This window comes from Haloarcula marismortui ATCC 43049 (genome assembly GCF_000011085.1).
GTDB lineage: Archaea > Halobacteriota > Halobacteria > Halobacteriales > Haloarculaceae > Haloarcula > Haloarcula marismortui.
Window position 1 is genome coordinate 947,389 of record NC_006396.1, and the last position, 22,270, is coordinate 969,658.

The following is a 22,270-nucleotide window of genomic DNA, read 5'->3' on the forward strand; positions in this document are numbered from 1 at the left end:
GCCCCGCTCACTTGGCTTTTCGTCGTGTTTCGCCCGCCTGCCCGTTCGTCGCGCTTGTCGCCGGGTGTCTAGGGAGTGCTAGAACCGCTTTGATCTATTCTACCGGGGGTTTTCCCAAGGTTGCCGACAGAGTGAACAACAGAGGATGGGGTAGTTGCTCTATTCTCCGGGCGCTTCCAGCTCCACCAGCGTCAAATCACGATCTAGCATACAGTAGTCATGCGGCGGGTCACCAACAATCTCGGATATCCGATATTCCTCATCAAACTCAGCCCCAGCAGGCTCACAGTAGGGGTGGCTGGGACACTCGGTGTGAGGACAGGGGCCCGGCAGCGACGCCTTACTCCCAGCGTACGCACCCTTCGAGGGGACGTTGGCCTGAATCGGTGCGGGCTCAACCTCGACGGCCCGAACGCCGTTTTCATGCACGGCACAGTCTAGCGTTTGCCCGCTCTGGCGGACGTTGGTGATCCGGTAGCGGTTTCCGGTCGTCAGATTGAGGCATTGGTCGCGGTAGGGACAGCCCTCACAGCCGCTGGCTTCGCCGCGGTAGACGAACTCCGCGCCGACCTCGGCGAGGCGCGTCCCGACGAGCGTGACAGTGGTCATACCGGGCTATAGAACGCCGCCACGGTAAAGCATCATGTCCGCCCGGTCAGGTCGTCCAGTTTATCCAGATACGCCTCGCGGGGCACCTGATACAGCGAGCGGTAGTCCAGTTCGCCGTCGGCAAACCGAGTGGCCAGGTCCACAGCGCCCTCGACGGCAGCCTCGCGGCGCTCATAGGAATCGGCGTCGCGCTCGACCTCGGGCTCCAAATAGAAGGTGACGTACCAGCTTTCCCCGGTCCGGTCAGCGCCGGGGCGGCGGGTCCGTTTCCCGCGCGTGAGGTAAATAGTCGGCAGGCACGGTGCCGGGAACTGCTCCGAGTCGAATACGTCCGGGCGGTACGCGAGGATGAGCTTCTCGTCGGTCTCGTTCCACACCGTCCAGTCATCGGGGAGGCCCGACAGGTCCATACAGCCGAATCGGTGTGGACGGGCAAGAATCCGCTGGTCCGTCCCAGGCCCAGATACCGGCACTCGGTTGCACGACGGCAACAGCGATGCGCTGAGTTGCGCTGCCGTGTGTCCCGTTCTCGTTCGTCAATCAATCCGGCAACAGATTCACATCAATCCAGCGCTAAACATTGGCCGACCCACCAGAGAGAACAGTTGACAACCGACACAGTATATAAACCAATGCCAAAATAATGAGACATGGTAACATGGGTGTGCCCCGCCATCCCCGCATTCGGACGACTATCGGACCGGAATTTATCGGCGGTATGCACATAAGAGGGCAAAGTTCTTATATGAACAGAACTCGTACGGTAAATAGTATCGGAAACAGTTCGACACTGCTTCCCGTTACCACACCAGGTCGGAACAGTCCCCGTGTTCCGTCCGGCAGGTCAGCCATGGAAGGGCACACGCGTCACCCCGCAGTGAAGGGTGAACCAGCGGCTGTTTGCGGTCACATCTGCAGCGGACAGCACCGACACCGAGGAGCGACACAGCCCCGAGACCAGCCCGCGACAGTCGGTGGTCGCCTGCAGCCACGACGAACTACTGAGATAGCATGAGCAAGAACAACGAGACACTCGAAGCGCTGAGCAAGGAGTACCGTGACACGATACCGGCGGACCTCCGGAAGACGAACACGTTCGACTGGTATCTGCAACAGTTGTACGACGAGCCGAAGATCGCCCGCAACGCCCACCAGCGCGTGGCGGATATGTTCGACTACTACGGCAAAAGCTATGACGAGGAGGCCGGCGTCGTCGAATACGAACTGGCGAGTGAGGACCCGCTCCACGACGGTGAGAACACCTTCTACGGACGGGTCATCCACGAGGCGATGCACGAGTTCGTCAACAAGGTCAAATCCGGCGCTCGCGGGCTCGGCCCCGAGAAGCGTATCAAGCTTCTGCTGGGGCCGGTCGGGTCGGGGAAGTCCGATTTCGACCGGCAGGTCCGGCGCTACTTCGAGGACTACACCAGCCGGGACGAGGGCCGGATGTACACGTTCCGCTGGACGAACCTCTGTGATGTCATCCACGATCAGGACCCCGCCGACGACGTGGTCCGGTCGCCGATGAACCAGGACCCGCTCGTGCTCCTCCCACAGGCACAGCGGGACAAGGTCATCGAAGACATCAACGCGGAACTCGATGCCCCCTACACTATCCGAAACGAGCAGTCGCTGGACCCCGCCTCGGAGTTCTACATGGACCGCCTGCTGGCCGAATACGACGACGACCTCCAGGCCGTCCTCGAAAACCACGTCGAGATCGTCCGCTTCGTCGCTGACGAGAACCAGCGCCGCGGAATCGAGACCTTCGAGCCCAAGGACAAGAAGAATCAGGACGAGACAGAACTCACCGGCGATGTAAACTACTCGAAGATCGCCATCTACGGCGAGAGCGACCCGCGAGCCTTTGACTACTCCGGGGCGTTCTGTAACGCCAACCGCGGCATCTTCTCCGGCGAGGAGCTGTTGAAGCTCCAGCGGGAGTTCCTCTATGACTTCCTCCATGCCAGTCAAGAACAGACAATCAAGCCAAAGAACAACCCCCGTATCGACATCGACCAGGTCATCGTCGGCCGGACGAACATGCCCGAGTACCGGGACAAGAAGGGCGACGAGAAGATGGAGGCGTTCAACGACCGGACCAAGCGCATCGACTTCCCGTACGTCCTCCAGTACGAGGCTGAGGCCAACATCTACCAGAAGATGCTGCGCAACGCCGACCTACCGGATATACAGGTCGAGCCCCACACGCTGGAGATGGCGGGCCTGTTCGGCGTCCTCACCCGCATCGAGGAGCCCGACAACGAGTCCATCGACCTCGTGCAGAAGGCGAAAGCCTACAACGGCGAAATCGACGAGGCCGACGACGTCGACGTGAAGAAACTCCGTGAAGAGGCCGAGAAGATGGCCGACATCGGCGAGGGGATGGACGGCGTCTCTCCGCGGTTCATCGGCGACGAGATCGCCGAGGCCATCATGGACTCGATGCACCGGAGCCGGGACTTCCTCTCGCCGCTGACGACGTTCAATCACCTCGAAGGCAACCTCGAGAACCACGGCTCTATCGACGAGGAGTCGTTCAGCAAGTACTACCGCTTCCTCGAACTCGTCCGCGAGGAGTACAAGGAGCGGGCCATCGAGGACGTGCGTCATGCGCTGGCCTACGACATGGACGAGATCCAGCGCCAGGGCGAGAAGTACATGGACCACGTCATGGCCTACATCGACGACGCGACCGTCGAGGACGAACTCACCGGCCGCGAGCAAGAGCCCGACGAGCAGTTCCTGCGCTCCGTCGAAGAGAAGCTGAACCTCCCCGAGGACCGCAAGGACGACTTCCGGCAGGAAGTGTCGAACTGGGTGTCCCGTCGCGCACGCGAGGGTGACACGTTCAACCCACAGGACAACGACCGCCTGCGCCGCGCCCTCGAACGCAAGCTCTGGGAAGACAAGAAACACAACATCAACTTCTCCGCGCTGGTCTCCAGTTCGGAAATGGACGACGAGGAGCGCAACCAGTGGGTTGACGCTCTCATCGAGCAGGGTTACTCCGAGGAGGGCGCCAAGGAAGTGCTCGAGTTCGCTGGTGCGGAGGTCGCCAAAAGCGAGATGGAAGAGTAATGACAGGCCAGGAGTACATCGACCGCGCGGACGAGTCACTCGACGCCGCCTACGAGGCCCCGATGAGCCTCGCGGAGTACGTCGACACCGTCCTTGAAACGCCACAGGTTGCGGCCCACGCCTCGAAGTACCTCCTCGACGCCATCGAGGACGCAGGGACGCGGATGGTCATCGAGGAGGGCGAGGAGAAGGAGCGCTACCGCTTCTTCGACGACCCGTACAACGACGGTGAACACGCCATCCTCGGCAACACCGAGGTGCTGAACGCCTTCGTCGACGACCTCCGCTCGATTGCGGCGGGCCGCGGGAAAGACGAGAAGATCATCTGGCTGGAAGGCCCGACAGCCACGGGGAAATCCGAGCTGAAGCGCTGTCTCATCAACGGCCTGCGGGAGTACTCGAAAACACCCGAGGGCCGGCGCTACACCGTCGAATGGAACGTCGCCGGGGCCGGCAACGACGCCACCAGCATGACCTACGGGAATGCGGCCATCGAGGACGAGGACGACTGGTATGAGAGTCCCGTTCAGGCCCACCCGCTGACGGTGTTCCCCGAGGACGTACGGACAGACCTGCTCGCCGAGGTCAACGAGCGCCTCGACGACCACATCCCCATCCGCGTCGACGGCCAGCTGGACCCGTTTTCGCGGGAAGCCTACGACTTCCTCGAAGAGCAGTACCGCCGGCAGGGCGAGACGGACCTGTTCTCGGCGGTCACCCAGCCATCGCATCTCCGGGTGAAGAATTTCGTCGTGGACGTGGGCCGCGGCATCGGCATCCTCCATTCCGAAGACGAAGGAACGCCCAAAGAGCGCCTCGTCGGCTCGTGGATGCACGGGATGCTCCGCGAACTCGATTCGCGGGGCCGGAAGAACCCACAGGCGTTCAGCTACGATGGCGTCCTCTCGCAGGGCAACGGCCTGCTGACTGTCGTCGAGGACGCCGCCCAGCACGCCGACCTGCTCCAGAAGCTGCTGAACGTCCCCGACGAGTCCCACGTCAAGCTCGACAAGGGCATCGGGATGGACGTGGACACCCAGCTCGTCATCATCTCGAACCCGGATCTTGAAGCCCAGCTGAACAAGCACGCCGACCGCGAGGGGCAGGACCCGCTGAAGGCGCTGAAACGCCGGCTTGACAAACACGAGTTCACGTATCTGACGAATCTCTCACTGGAGGCCCAGCTCCTGCGCCGCGAGCTGACAAACGAGACGCAGGTCTGGGACCCCGAGACGTGGGACGAACTGGAGACGTGGATTCAGGAGCCACTGAGTATCTCGGTCCGGGATCAGGTCGAGACGGCCACCGAGAAGGAGCTGGCCCCACACACCGTCGAGTCCGCGGCGCTCTACGCTGTCGTCTCGCGGCTCGATAGCGCCGAAATCCCGACCGGGCTGGACCTTGTGGACAAGGCCCTGTTGTTCGACCGGGGCTACCTGATGGAGGGTGACGAGCGCGTCGACATCGACGACTACGACCTGGAGACCACCGCCGAAGACGGCGACCACGGTATCCCGGTCACCTACGTCCGCGACATCATCGCTGACCTGCTGCACGAGCCACAGGACCGGCACCACCCCGACCTCCCGGTCGAACACGTGCTGATGCCCCGAGACGTGCTCAACGCCGTCGCTGAAGGGCTTTCGGACGCGCCTGTATTCTCGACCGGTGAGGCCACGGAGTACGAGGAACGCGTCGTGACTGTCAAGAACTACATCTTCGGCCAGCAGGAACAGGACGTGCTCGACGCGATGATGCGGGACAAGCGCGTCGACGAGGCGACCGTCGAGGAGTACATCGAGCACGTCTACGCCTGGGAATCGGACGACCAGATCGAAAACGAGCGGGGCGAACGCGTCGACCCGGACCCGCTGAAGATGAAGGTGTTCGAGATCGAGCATCTGGGCCGGTTCGACGAGAAGAACTACGACGGCAACGAGCCCGACCACGCCGTCGAGCAGTTCCGCACCGACAAGATCATTACGGCACTGAACCGCCACGCGTGGCAGCGCCGCGACGAGGAGTTCCGTGTCGGCGACGTGAACCCCAAGGAGATTCCGGTCATCAACACCGTCCTCGGGAGCTACGACTGGGACGACATCCAGCGGACCTACGAGGACTTCGAGCCCGGGCAGTGGGACAACCCGCCGTCCGGGACCGAGACGGCTCGGCTCAAGGCGAAGACGCTGGACAACATGGTCGAGATGTTCGACTACACGGCGGCGTCGGCCGAGTTGACGAGCCGACACGTCATGAGTCAGGTGAGTTATAGATGGGACTAAAAGACGACCTCGAACGGTACCGCGACGTGGGCGAGGAGCGCCGACAGGACCTCTCCGAGTTTATCCAGTACGGCGATCTGGGCCAGTCTCGGGGCGACTCGGTACGCATCCCGATCAAGATCGTCGACCTCCCTGAATTCGAGTACGACCAGCGCGACCAGGGCGGCGTCGGCCAGGGCGAAGGCGCCGAAGAGGGTGACCCAGTCGGCCAGCCACAGCCCCAGCCCGGCGACGACGGTGATGAGGACGGCGAACCCGGCGAGGAGGGCGGCGAACACGAGTACTACGAGATGGACCCCGAGGAGTTCGCCGAGGAACTCGACGAACAACTGGGGCTCGACCTCGAACCGAAGGGCAAGAAGGTCATCGAGGAGAAAGAGGGTGACTTCACGGACATCACCAGATCCGGCCCCTCCTCGACGCTTGACTTCGAGCGCCTGTTCAAGAAAGGGCTCAAGCGGAAGCTCGCGATGGACTTCGACGAGGACTACGTCCGCGAGGCGCTCAAAGTCGACGGCTGGGGGCCGGCCACGGTCTACGAGTGGACCCGCGAGCAGAACATGCCCGTCTCGAAGGCGTGGATCGACGACGCGTATGAGGAACTGCCAAGCGAGGAGACAGCCGTCTGGGACTCCATCGAAGAGATGGAAGACAACGTCGAGGAGGTCGAGACCTCCCAGCGTATCCGCCGGGAAGGAGTCAACCAGATCCCGTTCCGCCGCGAGGACGAACGCTACCGCTACCCCGAAATCGTCGAGGAACGCGAGAAGAACGTCGTGGTCGTGAACATCCGGGACGTTTCCGGGTCGATGCGCCAGAAGAAGCGGGAACTGGTCGAACGGACCTTTACGCCGCTTGACTGGTATCTCACAGGCAAGTACGACAACGCCGAGTTCGTCTACATTGCCCACGACGCCGACGCCTGGGAAGTCGACCGCAACGAGTTCTTCGGCATCCGCTCGGGCGGGGGCACCCGTATCTCCAGCGCGTACGAACTCGCCGCCGAAGTGCTCGAAGAGGAGTACCCCTGGAGCGAGTGGAACCGCTACGTGTTCGCGGCGGGCGACAGCGAAAACTCCTCGAACGACACCGAGGAGAAGGTCATCCCGCTGATGGAACAGATTCCGGCGAACCTCCACGCCTACGTGGAGACCCAGCCGAGCGGGAACGCCATCAACGCCACCCACGCCGAGGAGGTCGAACGCAACTTCCGGGACGCCGACAACGTCGCGGTCGCGTACGTCTCCTCGCCGGAGGACGTGGTGGACGCCATCTACGACATACTCAGCACGGAGGACCAATGAACAACGATAGATTCGCGAAACAGCGCGTAGCCGATGACCTCGACGAACCCGTCGAGGAGGCTGGCAATCTCGCCAGAAAGCTCGGTCTGAAGCCGTATCCGGTGAACTACTGGATCGTCGACTACGACGAGATGAACGAACTCATCGCCTACGGCGGGTTTCAGCAGCGATACCCGCACTGGCGCTGGGGAATGCAGTACGACCGCCAGCAGAAGCAGGGCCAGTTCCTCGGCGGCAAGGCCTTCGAAATCGTCAACAACGACGACCCAGCCCACGCATTCCTTCAGGAATCGAACACGCTGGCTGACCAGAAGGCCGTCATCACCCACGTCGAAGCCCACGCGGACTTCTTCGCCAACAACGAGTGGTTCCGGATGTTCACCGACGGCTCCTCCCGGACGACGACCGATGAGTCCGGCGAGGACCGCCGCCGCGGCCCTGACGCCGCCGGGATGCTCGCCCGCCACGGCGACACCATCCAGGAGTACATGCAAGACCCCGACATTGAGCGGGCCGAGGTCGAGCGGTTCATCGACCACGTCCTCTGTCTGGAGGACAACATCGACCAGCATATTCCCTACAGCCCGGTCGAGACGGTCCCCGAGGAGTTCGAGGACATTGAAGGGGCGGACGTGACCGAGCAGCTGGATGATCTTGAACTCTCCGAGGAGGTCAAACGGCAGGTGTTCGACGAGGAGTGGCTGGACGCCCAGCGCGACGACGACGAGAACGTCACGTTCCCCGCCGAACCTGACAAGGATGTTCTCGGGTTCCTCCGCAAGCACGGGATGCAGTACGACGCGGACGCCGAGCGCGCTACGGAGATGGAAGATTGGCAGATAGAACTGCTGGAACTGCTCCGCCGGGAGGCCTACTACTTCGCCCCACAGAAGATGACGAAGGTGATGAACGAGGGGTGGGCCTCCTACTGGGAATCCCTGATGATGACCGGCGAGCAGTTCGCCGGCGACGACGAGTTCATCCTCTACTCCGACCACATGTCGAAGGTACTGGGGTCGGGCGGGCTGAACCCCTACAGCCTCGGGCTGGAAATCTGGGAGTACGTCGAGAACACGGAGAACCGCCGCGAGGTCATCGAGCGTCTGCTCCGGGTCAAGGGCATCACCTGGCGGAACTTCGACGACAGCGTCGATTACGAGATGGTACAGGGCCGTCTCGAACCCCCAGCGTGGCTCACCGACATTCCGGGCCACCTCGACGACCTCGACCCCGAGGACGCCCGTGTCGACGCCGACGGACTGGCGGCGGCCCGCGACGGCGAGTTCGACGTGGAACAGTACCCCTGGAAAGTCCTGACCTACGAGGGGCTGGCCCAGCGGCACTACTCGCTGGTCAAACCCCAGTACCGCGGCTTCGTCTCCCGGGTCGGGCAAGAGGAACTGGAACGGACCGCCCGCTACATGTTTGACGATTCGCGCTACGACAGCGTTGCGGAGGCACTCTCGGACGTGGACTACACCCGCGGTTGGGAGCGGATGCGGGAAATCCGGGAGAGCCACAACGACGTGACCTTCCTCGATGAGTTCCTCACCCAGGAGTTCGTCGACGACAACGACTACTTCACCTACGAGTACACCCACGCCTCGGGCGACTACCGGGTGACCTCGACAGACCACGAGGATGTCAAGAAGAAACTGATGTTGCAGTTCACCAACTTCGGGAAGCCAACCGTCGTCGTCGAGGACGGCAACTACCAGAACCGCAACGAACTGCTGCTCGCTCATCAGTACAACGGCGTGATGCTCGACATCGGGCAGGCCAAGGAAGTGCTCAAGCGCACCTTCGAACTCTGGGGCCGCCCGGTGAACCTCCTGACCATCGTCAAGGAGTTCGACGACCACGACGTGGAGGTCGCCAAGCGCCGCGACCGCGAACCCGAGCCCGAAGAAATCGGCAAGCGAATCCGCTACGACGGCGACGAGGTGACCGTCACTGACGTGGACTGGGCCGAGGTCGAACACCTCACCGCGACCGACATCGATTACAACACCAAGCCGGACGAATGGCTGGCCTGAGCGCTGTGTGGCACCCCCGATTCGAGCGGAAACCAACTCCGCCACGCCGTCGGGTATTTCTCGCAGTACCGACCCAAATCGTATGTGAAATCGGTCCTAACCCCGGAACATGAGTGGCGCGACCGTCGCCGACTGCATGACCGAACCAGTGCTGACAGTGACTGCCGGCGAACCGGCGCTCGACGTTGCAGCGGCGATGGATGACCAGTCGATAAAGTCAGTCGTCATCGTCGACGAGGCGTGTCAGCCGGAGGGCATTCTCACCTCGACAGACTACGTCCGGATGACCGCCGACGGCGTCGACCCCACTGAAGCGACTGTGGGGGAGCACATGACGACCGATATCGTCACCACGTCGCCCGAGACGGCGCTTTCGGCGGTCGCAAGCACAATGTGGGACAACAATATCAGTCACGTGCCGGTCGTCGACGACGAGAACCGGGTGACGGGTATCCTCTCGGCCACGGACCTCACCGTCTATCTCGCTGACGACTGAATGAGACGGTTGGAGGAGAACCGCCGTCGCACCGGAGACGGTTGTGTGACAGTCTCTGCCAAATATTTTTCATTGTCTGGGCTAACCCGCGGCCATGGAGCGAACGGCACACACGCCACCGGGGCTTCCGGTTGTGGGGAATCTGCCACGACTGGCGAGGGACCCATTGCGTTTTCTCACCGGGATGCAGGACGCCTACGCAAACCAGTACCCGCTCGTCCGGGTCGACCCACAGGTTGGACAGTCAGTCACAGTTGTGCTTGACCCCGACATCGCCCATGAGGTCCTCGCGGACCGTGACCGGTTCCGCCGCCCAAACGTCGGAGCGCAGGAGCAACGGCGACAGGGACTGGTATCGAGTGACGGCGCGCTCTGGGAGCAACAGCGGTCAGTGCTGGACCCGGAGTTCGTCGGCGGCCGGCTGGCGGACTACGCCGAGATTGCCGGCGACACTCTAGAGGAGACGCTGACAGCCTGGCCTGAGTCGGGGCGCGTAGACCTGTTCGAAGAGCTGTCAATACTGACGATGCGCGTCATCACACGGTCGCTGTTCAGCCAGGACACCGACCGCGAACGCGGGGAAACCGTCCATGAAGCGCTGGCCGCGCTTAATGATGAGTTCGACGCCTCTGTGTTCGATTTGGTCCTGCCCGAGCAGTTACAGTCCGGCGTCTCCGCGGAGTTCGAGGAAGCCGATGCAGTACTTGACTCGGTGGCAACGGAGTTCGTGGACTGGCATCTCAACCACGAGGACCCGCCCCGGGATGTGATTACTGCGCTTATCGACGCAAAGGCAGACCCGGACATCGAGCTCTCCGAGAACGAGCTCATCGACCAGACCGTGCTGTTCATGACTGGTGGCCAAGAGACGACAGCACTGACGATTGCCTACGCGTTCTACTGGTTGTCTCAGAACCCGGCTGCAAAGGAGCGTGTCAGGGCGGAGGCACAGGATGTGCTGGACGGGGGACAGCCGGGATGGGCCGACCTGTCCGACCTCACCTACACGGAGCGTGTTGTCAGGGAGACGCTGCGGCTGACGCCGGCGGTCTGGAGCGTGTCTCGCGAGGCTCGGGAGCCGGTCACGCTTGCAGGAACCGACCTAGACGCAGGCGAGTTTGTCATGCTCCCCATATACGCTCATCACCGGGACAGTCGCGTGTGGTCGGACCCCCTGACGTTCGACCCGGACCGGTGGGCCGGTTCAGCCTCCCGCGGCGATAGCGCGTACTACCCCTTCGGCAGCGGGCCACGGGTGTGTATCGGTCGCCAGGTCGCCTTGACCGAGGCACAGTTCGCCCTTGCGCACGTGCTGCAGCACTACGACGTACAGGTGACTGCGGATGAACTTGATTTACAGCCGAGTGTGACACTGCGGCCGTCGGGACCGATGGAAGCCGAGATATCAGCCCTTGAGTAGCGTGGTCATGGGGTGAAAATGGCCTATCTTCACATAGGTCCGGGGAGTGGCATTCGATATGAGCGCAACTCGGTTCACCGTCGAAAGCGACACGCACACAGACGTGATTGATATCACCGACCGGGTTCGGGACGTGATTCCTGAAAACGCCGAAGGGACCTGCACCGTTTTCGTCCGTCACACCACGGCTGGCATCACTGTCAACGAGGCCGAGCCGCGATTGCTGGGTGACCTCAGCGACGCCCTCGGGGACCTTATTCCGGACAGCGGGTGGGACCACGACGAACTGGACGGCAACGCGGATTCACACGTCCGGGCGATGTTCGTCGGGCCAAGCGAGACGATTCCCGTCCGCGACGGGGACCTCGATATGGGGACGTGGCAGTCCGTGCTGTTCGTTGACTGTGACGGGCCGCGCGAACGAGCGGTTGACGTAGTCGTCACCGACTGAGTCGGAGTTCCGGTGACCGCCAGTCAGGCTGCCTCGACCTGCTGCTCGCCGTATATTTCGGCGAGTTTCTCGCGGTACGCGCTGCGGATGTTGCGTCGCTTCTTTTTCATCGACGGCGTGAGCAAGTCGTTCTCGGCGGTCCACTCCCGGGAGACGAGCGCGAACGACTTGATCCGCTCGACACGTTCGAGTTCCTCGTTGACCGCGTCGACGGCAGTCTGGACCCACGCGTGGACGCGTTCGTCATCGACCAGTGCCTCGGGGTCATCGGGAAGGTCGATACCCTCGCTGTCGGCCCACCGGTGGAGTTCCTCGAAGTTCGGGACGATTATCGCGCCGACGAACTTCTGGTCGTCGCCGACGACCATGACCTGGTCGACCCGGTCGTTCGTCGCGAACTGGTCTTCGATGGGCTGTGGCGCGACGTTTTTTCCCGTCGAAAGGACGAGCAGTTCTTTGAGGCGGTCGTGATAAATAAGGAAATCGTCGTCGGTGCGTTCGACGATATCGCCGGTGCGGAACCACTGGGTGCCGTCAATTTCCGTGAAGGCCCGCGCCGTCGCATCGGGCGCGTTCCAGTACCCCTGCGTGACGTTCGGGCCGTCGACGAGCAGTTCGCCCACGTCGCCGGTCACGCCGTCGAACTCGCTGGCGTCGACGACACCGGTGTCGATGTGAACGTCGACAGCAGGCAACGGGGCTCCCAGGGTGCCGGGCCTGATGTCTTCCGGCGGGTTCACACTCAGAACCGGTGACGTTTCCGTGAGTCCATATCCTTCGAGTATCGTCAGTCCCATCCCGAGGAACGTCTCACAGAGCGTTTTCGAGAGGCTGCCGCCCCCACTGACCATGAACTCGATGTTCCCGCCGAGCCGTTCTTTGACGGTGCTGTAGACGAGGCGGTCCGCAAGCGAGTGTTTCGCTGTGAGTATCGGTCCCGGATTCTCAGTGCGGGCGTACTCGCGGGCTACGTCCATCGACCAGTCGAAAATGCGCTTTTTCAGCGGGGACTCGCTGGCCTGCGTTCGCATATTGTCGAAAATGCGCTCGTACACTCTGGGGACGCTCAGCCCGGTCATCGGTTTCACAGTCTGAAGGTCATCAGCCAGTGTATCCGGACTCTCGGCGTAGCTCACAGCTGCGCCAGAGGCGTACATGAAGAAATGGCCTGCAAGGCGTTCGAACACGTGCGCCAGCGGGAGGAACGCTATCGAACGCGTGTCTGCGGTAATGGTCGGGAGGTCCGACGGCTTGTCCGGTCGTGGCCCGATTCGCTTGCGCGTCTGATTGACATTCGCCCGGAAGTTGCGGTGGGTAAGCCGGACCCCTTTCGGTTGGCCCGTCGTCCCGGAGGTGTAGATGAGGCTCGCCAGGTCGTCGGGGTCGCGTTCGTCCAGCCAGGACTGGTATGCCGTCTCGCTGAACGTTTCCTCGCCGCGCCTGTACACCGTTTTGAGCGTGTGTACGTCTTCGCGGTCCACATCGGTGTCGTCCATGACAACGATGAACGAGAGCGACAGGTCGTCCTCGATAGCCAGCACACGGTCCAGCATCGCAGCGTTCTCCACGACGACGGCGCTCGCCTCTGGGTCCGACAACAGATACTGCACCTGTTTCGACGAGGAATCCGTATACACGGTCGTCACCACCCCACCCGCAGACAGAATGGCAAAGTCACTCAGCGCCCACTCCATCCGGGTGTTGGACAGGATACCGACGCGAGCGTCCGAGCCGACACCGAGGTCACGGAATCCTGCGGCCAAGTATTTGACGAGCTGATGCATCCGTTCGTAGCTGAGAGCGGCGTAGTCGCCGTCAGGAGCCGCCGGTATCACGTCGTCAGTCAGTGACCGGTCGTAGACGCCACCCTTGTACAGCTGAGCTGTTGTGTCGGCGTTCCGTGCCGCGCTTGCGGCGAACATCTCGCCCAGCGTGTCGTCGCCGATGACTTCGTCAGTGTACTCTTCCTCGGCCTGACGCCAGTCAGCGTGATTGCCTCCGGTCATGTCATACCGCGGTATTCACTAGGCCATCCCAAATATGTACAGGATGTTAACACTTTTCGGGTTTGTTAGAGTTGTTTCACCGCGGTGTCGTCGGGTACCCAGACAGCAACTAGCAACCGATCCAGATTACGACAACTACTCGATATATATCGCTCAGACGACGGGACAGATGGTGTTACTAATTGACAATATGATAGATAAAGCAGTAAGGTGTCGTTTTTCCCCATACCATGCGTGTAGACTTTCTTTAGCCGCCAAACAACAGAAATAAGAGTCATACTATCAGTTGAGTTTCGGCATTTTATATATCAATCTTACATTTTGCAGGTGTATAACAAATTCATATCAGTGTTTATAGATACAAGAGATGCACCTAAATGATACACGGTACTCTCTGTCGGCTCATGTAGATCCGACCATCGAGGAACAGCTGCCTGCAGAAATAGCCGTCGCACGTACACCGGGACTTCGACATAGCCAGGAATGATACTCTCCGGAGCAATTGTTATCACTGGCCTGGTACTTGGGGTGACAGCCACGCAGTTGTGGGATCTCAGGCTGTCAGGGGTTATTGTCGTTCCCCTGTTTGCACTGTACACACTATATGACGTCTCATCCCTGCCAGTGCTGGTCGTCAGTGTCGCGGCTGCGTACTGGTGCCTTACGGTCGTTTCCGAACGGACACTGTTGTACGGTCGAAGGCTATTATATACCGCAATCTTGTTTGGCGCGGTCATTCCGTGTATTGCCGTCGCCGTACTAGCATCGTTCGGCTACTACACCAGCTCGATTGAGGTGTATGCGATCGGAAGCATTCTCCCGGGAGTCGCAGCGTATAACCTCCACCGACTTGAGTTTGAGCGACTGGTTGATGATCTCGTCGCGACCGGCGCTGCGTACATTGGCCTGCTCATACTCGGTTCTGCACTGGTCTCGGAGACCACACTGGCACTGCTCGGTACGGACGCAACGCTCCTGTTTTCGCCAGCATCTGATGTCGCACAGTTCCGGAATGTCGCTGTTGCAGGCGGTAATTTCGGGATGATGCACGGTCCGGCAGTCGGCCTGAGCGTTCTGTTCCTGGGACTACTGGTATCGTTGTTCGTGGAGACGGTCTGGAACGTCCGGCTATACGGGATTATCGCCCTCCCGCTACTGGCACTCTTTGTTGTCGCCAAGCCTTCCGTGTTTTTGCTCTATGCCGCCTTCCTGCTGGCGACGTATGCGATCATTCAGTTCATCCATCGACGGACATTGGTGTATGGGCGGGTCCTCGTTTCAATGGCAGCCGTCACTGCTGTGTTGCTGTCCGTCCCTGCCGAGATGCTCACCGCTCTTCCGGGCAATTACCTGTTGTTTACCGCGCTGATCGGCGGAATCGGTGCATACAACGTCCACCGCCTCTCTGTGACCGAACTCCGCCAGTCGACCCGGCTTTCGGCAGCCATTTTTGCCGTATTTGTGCTGCTGGTGTCAGCACTGACGGCTCCCCCACCAGTGCCCGGTGGAATGGGATGGATTGCGCTGGTGACGGTTGTAGCGCTCGTCCCCGGCGGGCTGACGGCTGCCCGGCTTGAACAGCAACGACGACTCGATAAGCGATGGCGACCAGTCAGGAGAGACTCGGTATGAATCTCAAAAAATGTATCCAGCGGCTGCGCAAGGTTGCGAACCGAGGACCGTCGCACAAAGCCCGATTAGAGAACATAGACGAGAAGATCGTCGTAACCGGCACCCGCGGGAAATCCGGCGCAACGCGCTGGCTCTACGAGATTCTGTACGGTCGCGGACGAGACGCGTTCGCGAAGATTACCGGGAATCGGCCGCTCGTTCTGCATGACGGGGAATCCCACCCGATTGAGCGAGGGCGGCGAGTCACGCTGTACGAAAACGAGGCCCAGCTGCGACAGTACGCACCGGTCGAAACAGCAATCTTCGAGAATCAGGCGATTGGGGAGTACACCACGCGAACGGTCCATCAGCGGTTCACGGACCCCGATGTCATCTTTCTCACCAACATCAGGAGCGATCACCTCGACTGGCTCGGGGACACTCCCACACAGATAGCCCGGTCGTTCGCCAGAACGATTCCCGATGGTGTGACGCTCGTCGTCGGCGAACAGCGTCCGACTCTTCGCGCAATGCTGAAGCGAGAACTGGAGGAGACTGATGTTCAGATCCGCTGGGTGCTGGTTCCGAAGGCACTACAGAATGTGCCGGGCGCAGAAACGATACTCGGTCTGAATGACGTGCTTGAAGCACTTGGCGAACAGCCGCTCTCTGACCGGCAAATAGAGGCCTATATCGATGAAATGCAGGTCAGATGGACAACACTGGCCGACGGCCGCGTCTATAATGCTGCGTCAGTCAACGACATCGATAGTACCGAAATCGTCCGCCGGGCACTCGATGATAATGATGTTGACACTATCCAGCCGCTGATATACTTGCGTCCAGACCGCCGTGCCAGAACAGCGTCGTTTCTGTCCTATCTGGACGGGTTGTATTCGGATGATGTGTTCGAGGTAACGCACGCTGTTGGCCCGCACGCGGAACTGTTTGACAATCAGGCGTCGTTCCCGGTTGCGACGCACGATGCGTCGAAATCTGCAAGTGCTGTGTTAGACGCAGCACTGTCACCGGGCTGGCCGGTTTTCATCATGGGGAACACTGTCGCCGATTTCATGCGCGACCTCGAAGCCGAAATCGAGGCACGGCGGGTAGACAGTAGCCAGGGAATGCCGGAGAAATCCACGTCAGCGAACGAGAAACGAGCAATCGAACGTCCACAATAACGATTACCAATGACAGATGAGACGACCAATAACGACGGCGCACAGTCAACAAACACCCCTGCTACCACTGGCGACGACAGTAGCCAGTCGGCCACCGAGGCAGAAACAACAGCTGAGGACACAGCGGCAGACGTAAGCGCGAAAACCAGTGGCATCCGCCGACGGGCGGTAATCGCTGGGACGCTCGGCTCTCCCGCTCTGTTCGGGGCCGGCTTTGCTGCCGTAGATTCATTCGGCATCCCGAGTATGCCGAGTCTCATCGGTGTCGGGGCTGCCAGTCCGTTAGAGCAGGCAAGAAGCGGCACTGCGACGGCTGGTCAGATGGACAGTGCGACCGTCACGGTCGACGAACAGGCGGCACAGAATCTCCCAACGAACCGCTACAGACAACTTCACATTGCGGAGCCGGTCCGCAATATGCTCGACCGCGACCGTGGCGATCAAGTGCGTGTTACTCGCGGAAACGACGCCGCAGTCTATACGATCAGTGAAACTATCAGTGGAGACGCAAGTACCGTTCGGACCTCAGCAGAGGGCAAATGCCGCGTTTCCTTCTACGAGGACGGGAGCTTCTCTGACGAACGGCGATGGGGTTCCCTGCGCGGGGATGATAACTGTAGCCTCGCCGGCGAAGCGTTTGACGTCGAGATTGATCCGCGAGTCCCTGCTGCAGACCTGAGCCCCAGTGAAGCAAAGGAACGCGGTGAACTCATCGAAACGCTCAATATGGGTGGGAGTGAGTACGCCGTCCTGGCACCGCACGGCGGACAGATACAGCCGTTCACCGGCGGGCAGGTCACACGTCTCCGTTCGGAATTCTCCGATGCCAGTGTCACGTCCTGGAAGCTTCAGGGATACGGGTCGGACACGAGTTTCTACCGGTGGTACGTCCCATCGGCAGAGCTCTCGACTATCTGCTATCCGCGTCTCGCCGAATTGTCCGAGCAAACATACGACTACGCAGTCAGTTTCAACGGTATCAACGAGAAAACGATCTATGTCGGTGGCGCTGCACCCGAAGACATCCGACAGTCGGTTGCCGATTCGATTGACAGTGCGCTGCCACACGACGGGTCGCCGGTCAAACTGGGTGAGAGTCACTACGCAGCAGACAGCCCACAGACGCTCGTCAATCGGGTTACTGAGAACCAATCGAACGGGATCTGGATCGGACAGCCCATCGCTGACAGGCGAAAGTACAGTGACTTGATCGCTGCTGCTGTCGGATCGGCGCTGTTCGACGGCTGAAGACGAAACCGCGCTCGGATCCAATCGCTCCGCCATAGTTTCTGGAGACGGGAGCTAAGCGGTTGGCTGGGCCCGCGCTGTCTCCTACAACACTTCAAATACATCGGCAACTGCGTCAGCAACGGTGTTTCTTCGTTCGTCTCTGACCGCCCACGGTTGCTCAATCTGGACGCCGTCGCTCCCGGATGCGGTGATCCAGTTGATGATGTTCTCCGGCGAATCGCCGGCCCGTGAGCCATCAGTAGCAAGGCGAACGTCACAGTCGACAACCTCGGAGATGGCGTCGCGAACGTCTCTACGGAGCCAGGTGGGTGCAGCGCCGCCAATACCCACGTGAGACTCTGACCAGCCATGGAAGGCGACGGCGTGGTCGAACTCCCGATCAGAGATATCTTGTAAGGCCGGGAACGAGTCCGGGTGGATAGCTGTCGAGGTAATGTGCCACCGACGGAACGCGCCGCCGCCGGGCGACCATCCCGAACTACACCATTTGGTTGCGTCCAGTTGGGCTGTCATGCGTTCCGCCTGCGTGTCAGTTCCCCACTCAATGTATCCACCGTGTGGCGCAAGGACTGCCAGTTCAGACTGCTCCGACTCAGTTGTCCGTTCTATAAACCCACCTTCTGCTTTGGCTTGCTCTTCGTCCAGATTCGAATCAATAACGTCTGCGCTAACAGCAACGCGGAACGACCCGCTTTTCGCTCGCAGACGCTCTCTCCCATTGTTGTTGATGTATCCGAACGTATCGTCCGAGAGAGCAACAGTGAATACTGCGGCCTCGCCGTCGTACACGAGTCGAACCTGCTGGTCCGCCTGAACACCGAGAGCGTCCATCATCGACTGTGGAAGCCGGCACCGCTCCGCAGAGCCGATATCTTCGGTCTCTCTCATCTGCACAGTCGTATTATTACGGCCGGAGCCGCGGCCTGGATTTCCACTCACAGCAGTTGCACCGAGTGTAAGAATGGTACTGCCAGCACTTGAGAGAACAGTTCGTCTTGTGATTCGATCCATCACGTTTCAACAATATAATCTGTTTTATACGCATTGTGGCCAGATTATCTGCTCTGAGAATCCTGCGGAACCGTCATTACAGTACCATTTTTATCAGAGCGTCCCGTGTTCTTTACATGGTAATTTCATCTGAGCCGGTCTGGGGAAACGCGATGGACGACTTCGTACAGGAGTATCAGAACGCGATTGTCTATGCTGATAAAGAACAAGGGACAGTCCTCCACGAAGGTGAGGTCCGTATTCTTGCAAACGGATGGGTCAAACTCCCTACAGGGAGACTATTCTCCCCCGATGCAGTGCATCACATCGATACCGGAACTGTGTAGGCACGTATAAATCATTGACACACATCTGTGGTCTGTCAAAGACGCACCGAGGGACGCAAACTGGAACAGGTACCTGGGCCTGAACCGGGAGGGAATACAGACGCGTTACTGCCACTCTAGCCGGCAGTCTTCGTTGCAAAAGTGGGCTGTTTCGACGGTGCTGTCCTCAATCCATGTAATGACGCGGTGAGTCACTTCGTTAGCGATAGCGTCACCGCAGGTAGCACACTCCGGTGCCTCGTCCTCGTCGATATCTTCGTGGTGATCCGATGTCGGGTCGACCATCTTAGTTGGGAATGTCTTTCACGACACTTAATCCCACATACTTGCACTGAACGTCACGAACATACACGAATGACGAATGAGAAACAAAAGGACACCTGCGTGGAGTCATCGTACACAGATGCTCGCTGCGAGGTCCTCGCTATCGGTCCCGAGTGACGGATTCGCCGGGTGTCGTCGTCGCGCCCGATGAGAGGACAACGCCGGCGTTCAGACTGGTGTTGATGGCCGTCTTTGCGCCGTCGCCCGCGACGACACCGAACTTCCGCCGGCCCGTCGAGACGCGGTCGCCTTTCACCGTCATCCGCACCGGGTCGCCGTCGTGGCGAAGGTTCGCCACCTGCGTTCCAGCGCCGAAGTTGACATCGCGACCGATGACGCTGTCACCCACGTAGGAGACGTGGGGAACGTTCGAATCAGCCATCAAAACCGTGTTCTTGAGTTCGACCCCGTGGCCGACGTGGGTATCTTCACCCAGAAGGGTCGCCCCACGAATGTAGGCGTTCGGCCCGACGTGAGCGCCAGAGCGGACCAGCGCTGGCCCCTCGATGACGACGCCGGGTTCGATGACTGCACCCGCCTCGACGACGACTTCGCCGCGCAGGTCCGCATCGCCTCGCACCTCGCCGTCGAGTCGCCGGTCCAGTTGTCCCAGTTTCCACTCGTTGGCCTCCAGTAGCTCCCAGGGACGGCCCACATCCAGCCAGCGGTCGACCGCAACGGCGGTGACTGTCGACTCCTCGATGACTTTCGCAAGGACATCCGTGATTTCGCGCTCCCCGCGGTCGCTGAGGGGCACGTCCAGCCAGTCCCGTGCCTCGGCCGGGAAGACGTACGCGCCTGCGTTCGCCAGATCCGTTGGCGGGTCGTCCGGTTTCTCGACGATGCCGGTGATGGTGTCGCCCTCAGTTGATAAGACGCCGTAGCTTGTCGGGTCGTCAACGCGGTAGGCGGCGACCGACGGCGCGGCGTCAAAGAGGCCGCTGAGACTCTCGGCGTCGTAGAGATTGTCGCCGTTGAGGACTGCGAAGGGACCCTCAAGATGTTCCTTTGCGGCGGCCACCGCATCGGCGGTCCCCAGTTGTTCCTCCTGGACGGCAAAGCTGACCGGGACGCCGCCGTACTCATCGCCGAAGTACGAGCGGACTGCCTCGGCCCCATAGCCAACGACGAAGATGAGTTCGTCGGCCCCCGCCTGAATCGCGGTGTCTGCGGTGTGTGCCACCAGCGGCCGGTCAGCGACCGGAAGCATCGGCTTCGGTGTGTGGTCCGTCAACGGCCGCATACGCGTCCCCTGCCCCGCCGCGAGTACGACAGCTTGCATGGTCTGCCCGTCGCCCGGCCCCGAAAAATACCTACCGCTGTTGACTCGTTCGAGAAGCGGGAGACATAGAAGTCACAGTAGTGTACTCATGAGGGGCCCTACACCTATTCTACGGCCTCGAACGTCCACTCCGCTCCGAAAGGTGTCGTCCGGTAGTCCCACCGTCTGTCCGAATCCGGCTCCGTCACCAGTTCGATGGTTCTAGTTTCTCCAGCGGGAATCCGCTGTGTGAAGGGGCCATCGGCGTCAATGTACCACGTATCGGCGGAATAGCTGGCAAATAAGCCTGACTCTTCGGGTGTTTTGAACTCGAAGATAGATTTGAACATTCCGGCGCTGTCACCCACATTTTCGACCTCCATCGCAACTGTTGCTTCATCGCCTGTAACATCCTCCGGTGGCACATCGATATTCGCCAGTTCGAACTCGGGGAAGCCACCGGGAGACTGTAGCGGGATTTCGATATCAGCGACCGCACTCCCCTCAGCGAGGTTTATCCCGAATGTGAGGTCGTCAATCTGAGCCTTCGGGACAGCGTAAATCAGGTGGCCGCTGTAGGTCTGTCCCGGGTTGATGTTCTCCCCGGCTGCATTCGTTCCGTCACGACCTGCGGCCGACTCGCTCACGAAGCTCGATTCGGGAACAACAAAGTCGTCTTTTGACACTGTCTTTGCCTCACCCGTTCCATTCTCGAACGTAACGCTCAGAATCAGCAGGATATTATCTGAGACCGTTTCGCGGATAGCATGTGCAGTGTTGTCGCCTATGGTCCGTTCGCCAGGAGACAACTCGTAGGCTATCATCTGTTCATAGGTCATATCGGACACTGTGGCCTGAACCCCACTCGCAAGCTCAATGGTTTCCCCAGTGCTCCCCTGCTTCGGGAGGACCGACACGGTTGACGTGACTGTATCGTCGACAGCGTAGAAGTCCGAAGACGTTTCAAACGCCCATGCACCGGCGTAGTTGGCGTCAACACGATAGCTATGCGAGACTTCTTCGCCGGATTTCAGGCCATCAGCGTTGACGGTAACTGTCTGTGGCTCAGTGGCACCCGATTCTGAATGGACGAACTCGATGGTCGCATCCCCGGAGATCGGCTCGCCACCGACGTTGACAGCAGTCACGTCACCCTTGATGGTGTCACCGAACGCGACCTCTTTTGGCCCACTCACTGAGAGCAATTTCAGTCGCGCCGGTGCTTCCTGGTCTACTTCATACGTGGGTTCGGGCGTTGATGTTGACTCGTTTCCGTCTCCCCCGTCGCTACCACTGCATCCGGCAAGGCTGAGTGCAGCCATGCTGCTTCCAATCGTACCGATGTATGTTCGTCGGTCCATGTACTACTGGGTTTATATACACATACAAATATGTTTTCTTTTAGTTATTTATTTGTTAAATATGAGTGGATAACAGCTTATCATCCAAAATAAAATCTTGTAGATTTATTTGGGCCAATCGACTGTCAGGATAGCGGATACCACTGGTTTGCCTACCGTCAGCGTCTCCGACGGGCACGACAAGGGGGTCCGACCAACGTCCTGAGACAGCGACGGACCAGCGGCAAGTGACAAGCGTCCCGGCCCGCCGGAA

General features: G+C 60.2%; 18 protein-coding genes. 11 read left to right on the top strand and 7 right to left on the bottom strand.

The features are described from left to right. Positions 1-159 precede the first annotated feature (159 nt). The gene (locus RR_RS08745) at positions 160-609 is read right to left on the bottom strand and encodes a UPF0179 family protein (protein ID WP_011223423.1); all 450 of its coding nucleotides are present in this window, start codon (positions 607-609) and stop codon (positions 160-162) included. 32 nt (positions 610-641) lie between these two features. After that, the gene (locus RR_RS08750; RefSeq protein ID WP_004961048.1) at positions 642-1,019 is read right to left on the bottom strand and encodes a DUF5820 family protein; all 378 of its coding nucleotides are present in this window, start codon (positions 1,017-1,019) and stop codon (positions 642-644) included. A 601-nt stretch (positions 1,020-1,620) separates the two neighbouring features. Between RR_RS08750 and RR_RS08755 the strand changes: the two genes are divergently transcribed. The 7 genes from RR_RS08755 to RR_RS08785 all read left to right on the top strand — a co-directional run bounded on the left by RR_RS08755 (position 1,621) and on the right by RR_RS08785 (position 11,682). Then, positions 1,621-3,693 carry a PrkA family serine protein kinase gene (locus RR_RS08755; RefSeq protein ID WP_007190177.1) on the top strand — a complete coding sequence of 691 codons (2,073 nt, stop codon included), beginning with the start codon at positions 1,621-1,623 and terminating at the stop codon, positions 3,691-3,693. Then, the gene (locus RR_RS08760) at positions 3,693-5,975 is read left to right on the top strand and encodes a PrkA family serine protein kinase (RefSeq protein WP_011223424.1); all 2,283 of its coding nucleotides are present in this window, start codon (positions 3,693-3,695) and stop codon (positions 5,973-5,975) included. Before RR_RS08755 ends, RR_RS08760 begins: the two co-directional genes overlap by 1 nt. Further along, positions 5,966-7,279: a YeaH/YhbH family protein gene (locus tag RR_RS08765; protein ID WP_004961042.1), complete on the top strand. Its 1,314-nt coding sequence runs from the start codon at positions 5,966-5,968 to the stop codon at positions 7,277-7,279. Before RR_RS08760 ends, RR_RS08765 begins: the two co-directional genes overlap by 10 nt. Beyond that, positions 7,276-9,315: a SpoVR family protein gene (locus RR_RS08770; protein WP_011223425.1), complete on the top strand. Its 2,040-nt coding sequence runs from the start codon at positions 7,276-7,278 to the stop codon at positions 9,313-9,315. The genes RR_RS08765 and RR_RS08770 overlap by 4 nt, the downstream gene beginning before the upstream one ends. A 109-nt stretch (positions 9,316-9,424) precedes the next feature. Beyond that, complete coding sequence (locus RR_RS08775; RefSeq protein ID WP_011223426.1) at positions 9,425-9,811, top strand: CBS domain-containing protein; 387 nt, start codon at positions 9,425-9,427, stop codon at positions 9,809-9,811. Positions 9,812-9,905: 94 nt separating this feature from the next. Continuing rightward, on the top strand, positions 9,906-11,231 hold the full coding sequence (locus tag RR_RS08780; protein WP_011223427.1) for a cytochrome P450: 1,326 nt from the start codon (positions 9,906-9,908) through the stop codon (positions 11,229-11,231). A gap of 58 nt (positions 11,232-11,289) precedes the next feature. Next, on the top strand, positions 11,290-11,682 hold the full coding sequence (locus RR_RS08785; RefSeq protein ID WP_007190173.1) for a secondary thiamine-phosphate synthase enzyme YjbQ: 393 nt from the start codon (positions 11,290-11,292) through the stop codon (positions 11,680-11,682). A gap of 23 nt (positions 11,683-11,705) precedes the next feature. On the opposite strand, the gene RR_RS08790 is transcribed toward RR_RS08785, so the two are convergent. Next, positions 11,706-13,688 carry an AMP-dependent synthetase/ligase gene (locus RR_RS08790; protein ID WP_011223428.1) on the bottom strand — a complete coding sequence of 661 codons (1,983 nt, stop codon included), beginning with the start codon at positions 13,686-13,688 and terminating at the stop codon, positions 11,706-11,708. A gap of 483 nt (positions 13,689-14,171) precedes the next feature. On the opposite strand from RR_RS08790, the gene RR_RS08795 reads away from it, so the two are divergent. Genes RR_RS08795 through RR_RS08805 form a run of 3 tightly spaced genes read left to right on the top strand, consistent with a single transcriptional unit; the run spans position 14,172 to position 17,731 of the window. Beyond that, positions 14,172-15,320 carry a poly-gamma-glutamate biosynthesis protein PgsC/CapC gene (locus tag RR_RS08795; RefSeq protein WP_011223429.1) on the top strand — a complete coding sequence of 383 codons (1,149 nt, stop codon included), beginning with the start codon at positions 14,172-14,174 and terminating at the stop codon, positions 15,318-15,320. After that, a complete protein-coding gene (locus RR_RS08800) occupies positions 15,317-16,483 on the top strand; it encodes a Mur ligase family protein (protein WP_170221563.1) in 1,167 nt (388 codons plus the stop codon). The genes RR_RS08795 and RR_RS08800 overlap by 4 nt, the downstream gene beginning before the upstream one ends. Before the next feature lie 9 nt (positions 16,484-16,492). Then, the gene (locus tag RR_RS08805) at positions 16,493-17,731 is read left to right on the top strand and encodes a poly-gamma-glutamate hydrolase family protein (RefSeq protein WP_011223431.1); all 1,239 of its coding nucleotides are present in this window, start codon (positions 16,493-16,495) and stop codon (positions 17,729-17,731) included. An 84-nt stretch (positions 17,732-17,815) separates the two neighbouring features. On the opposite strand, the gene RR_RS08810 is transcribed toward RR_RS08805, so the two are convergent. Beyond that, on the bottom strand, positions 17,816-18,622 hold the full coding sequence (locus RR_RS08810; RefSeq protein ID WP_117614923.1) for a poly-gamma-glutamate hydrolase family protein: 807 nt from the start codon (positions 18,620-18,622) through the stop codon (positions 17,816-17,818). Positions 18,623-18,861: 239 nt separating this feature from the next. On the opposite strand from RR_RS08810, the gene RR_RS08815 reads away from it, so the two are divergent. Then, a complete protein-coding gene (locus tag RR_RS08815) occupies positions 18,862-19,071 on the top strand; it encodes a hypothetical protein (protein WP_011223433.1) in 210 nt (69 codons plus the stop codon). Positions 19,072-19,176: 105 nt separating this feature from the next. Here the strand turns inward: RR_RS08815 and RR_RS08820 are convergent, their stop codons facing one another. The 3 genes from RR_RS08820 to RR_RS08830 all read right to left on the bottom strand — a co-directional run bounded on the left by RR_RS08820 (position 19,177) and on the right by RR_RS08830 (position 22,017). After that, positions 19,177-19,356 carry a DUF7576 family protein gene (locus RR_RS08820; RefSeq protein WP_004961027.1) on the bottom strand — a complete coding sequence of 60 codons (180 nt, stop codon included), beginning with the start codon at positions 19,354-19,356 and terminating at the stop codon, positions 19,177-19,179. 139 nt (positions 19,357-19,495) lie between these two features. After that, on the bottom strand, positions 19,496-20,677 hold the full coding sequence (gene glmU / locus RR_RS08825; protein WP_011223434.1) for a bifunctional sugar-1-phosphate nucleotidylyltransferase/acetyltransferase: 1,182 nt from the start codon (positions 20,675-20,677) through the stop codon (positions 19,496-19,498). Positions 20,678-20,781: 104 nt separating this feature from the next. Next, a complete protein-coding gene (locus RR_RS08830) occupies positions 20,782-22,017 on the bottom strand; it encodes a DUF4352 domain-containing protein (protein WP_004961023.1) in 1,236 nt (411 codons plus the stop codon). Positions 22,018-22,270 lie beyond the last annotated feature (253 nt).

Excerpts from the sequence above, each read along its gene's own strand:
- RR_RS08820 (WP_004961027.1), bottom strand. The coding sequence starts at position 19,356 with ATGGTCGACCCGACATCGGATCACCACGAAGATATCGACGAGGACGAG.
- RR_RS08750 (WP_004961048.1), bottom strand. The coding sequence starts at position 1,019 with ATGGACCTGTCGGGCCTCCCCGATGACTGGACGGTGTGGAACGAGACC.
- RR_RS08800 (WP_170221563.1), top strand. The coding sequence starts at position 15,317 with ATGAATCTCAAAAAATGTATCCAGCGGCTGCGCAAGGTTGCGAACCGA.
- glmU (WP_011223434.1), bottom strand. The coding sequence starts at position 20,677 with ATGCAAGCTGTCGTACTCGCGGCGGGGCAGGGGACGCGTATGCGGCCG.
- RR_RS08755 (WP_007190177.1), top strand. The coding sequence starts at position 1,621 with ATGAGCAAGAACAACGAGACACTCGAAGCGCTGAGCAAGGAGTACCGT.
- RR_RS08775 (WP_011223426.1), top strand. The coding sequence starts at position 9,425 with ATGAGTGGCGCGACCGTCGCCGACTGCATGACCGAACCAGTGCTGACA.
- RR_RS08780 (WP_011223427.1), top strand. The coding sequence starts at position 9,906 with ATGGAGCGAACGGCACACACGCCACCGGGGCTTCCGGTTGTGGGGAAT.
- RR_RS08785 (WP_007190173.1), top strand. The coding sequence starts at position 11,290 with ATGAGCGCAACTCGGTTCACCGTCGAAAGCGACACGCACACAGACGTG.
- RR_RS08795 (WP_011223429.1), top strand. The coding sequence starts at position 14,172 with ATGATACTCTCCGGAGCAATTGTTATCACTGGCCTGGTACTTGGGGTG.
- RR_RS08790 (WP_011223428.1), bottom strand. The coding sequence starts at position 13,688 with ATGACCGGAGGCAATCACGCTGACTGGCGTCAGGCCGAGGAAGAGTAC.
- RR_RS08770 (WP_011223425.1), top strand. The coding sequence starts at position 7,276 with ATGAACAACGATAGATTCGCGAAACAGCGCGTAGCCGATGACCTCGAC.
- RR_RS08810 (WP_117614923.1), bottom strand. The coding sequence starts at position 18,622 with ATGAGAGAGACCGAAGATATCGGCTCTGCGGAGCGGTGCCGGCTTCCA.
- RR_RS08745 (WP_011223423.1), bottom strand. The coding sequence starts at position 609 with ATGACCACTGTCACGCTCGTCGGGACGCGCCTCGCCGAGGTCGGCGCG.
- RR_RS08765 (WP_004961042.1), top strand. The coding sequence starts at position 5,966 with ATGGGACTAAAAGACGACCTCGAACGGTACCGCGACGTGGGCGAGGAG.
- RR_RS08815 (WP_011223433.1), top strand. The coding sequence starts at position 18,862 with ATGGTAATTTCATCTGAGCCGGTCTGGGGAAACGCGATGGACGACTTC.
- RR_RS08805 (WP_011223431.1), top strand. The coding sequence starts at position 16,493 with ATGACAGATGAGACGACCAATAACGACGGCGCACAGTCAACAAACACC.
- RR_RS08760 (WP_011223424.1), top strand. The coding sequence starts at position 3,693 with ATGACAGGCCAGGAGTACATCGACCGCGCGGACGAGTCACTCGACGCC.
- RR_RS08830 (WP_004961023.1), bottom strand. The coding sequence starts at position 22,017 with ATGGACCGACGAACATACATCGGTACGATTGGAAGCAGCATGGCTGCA.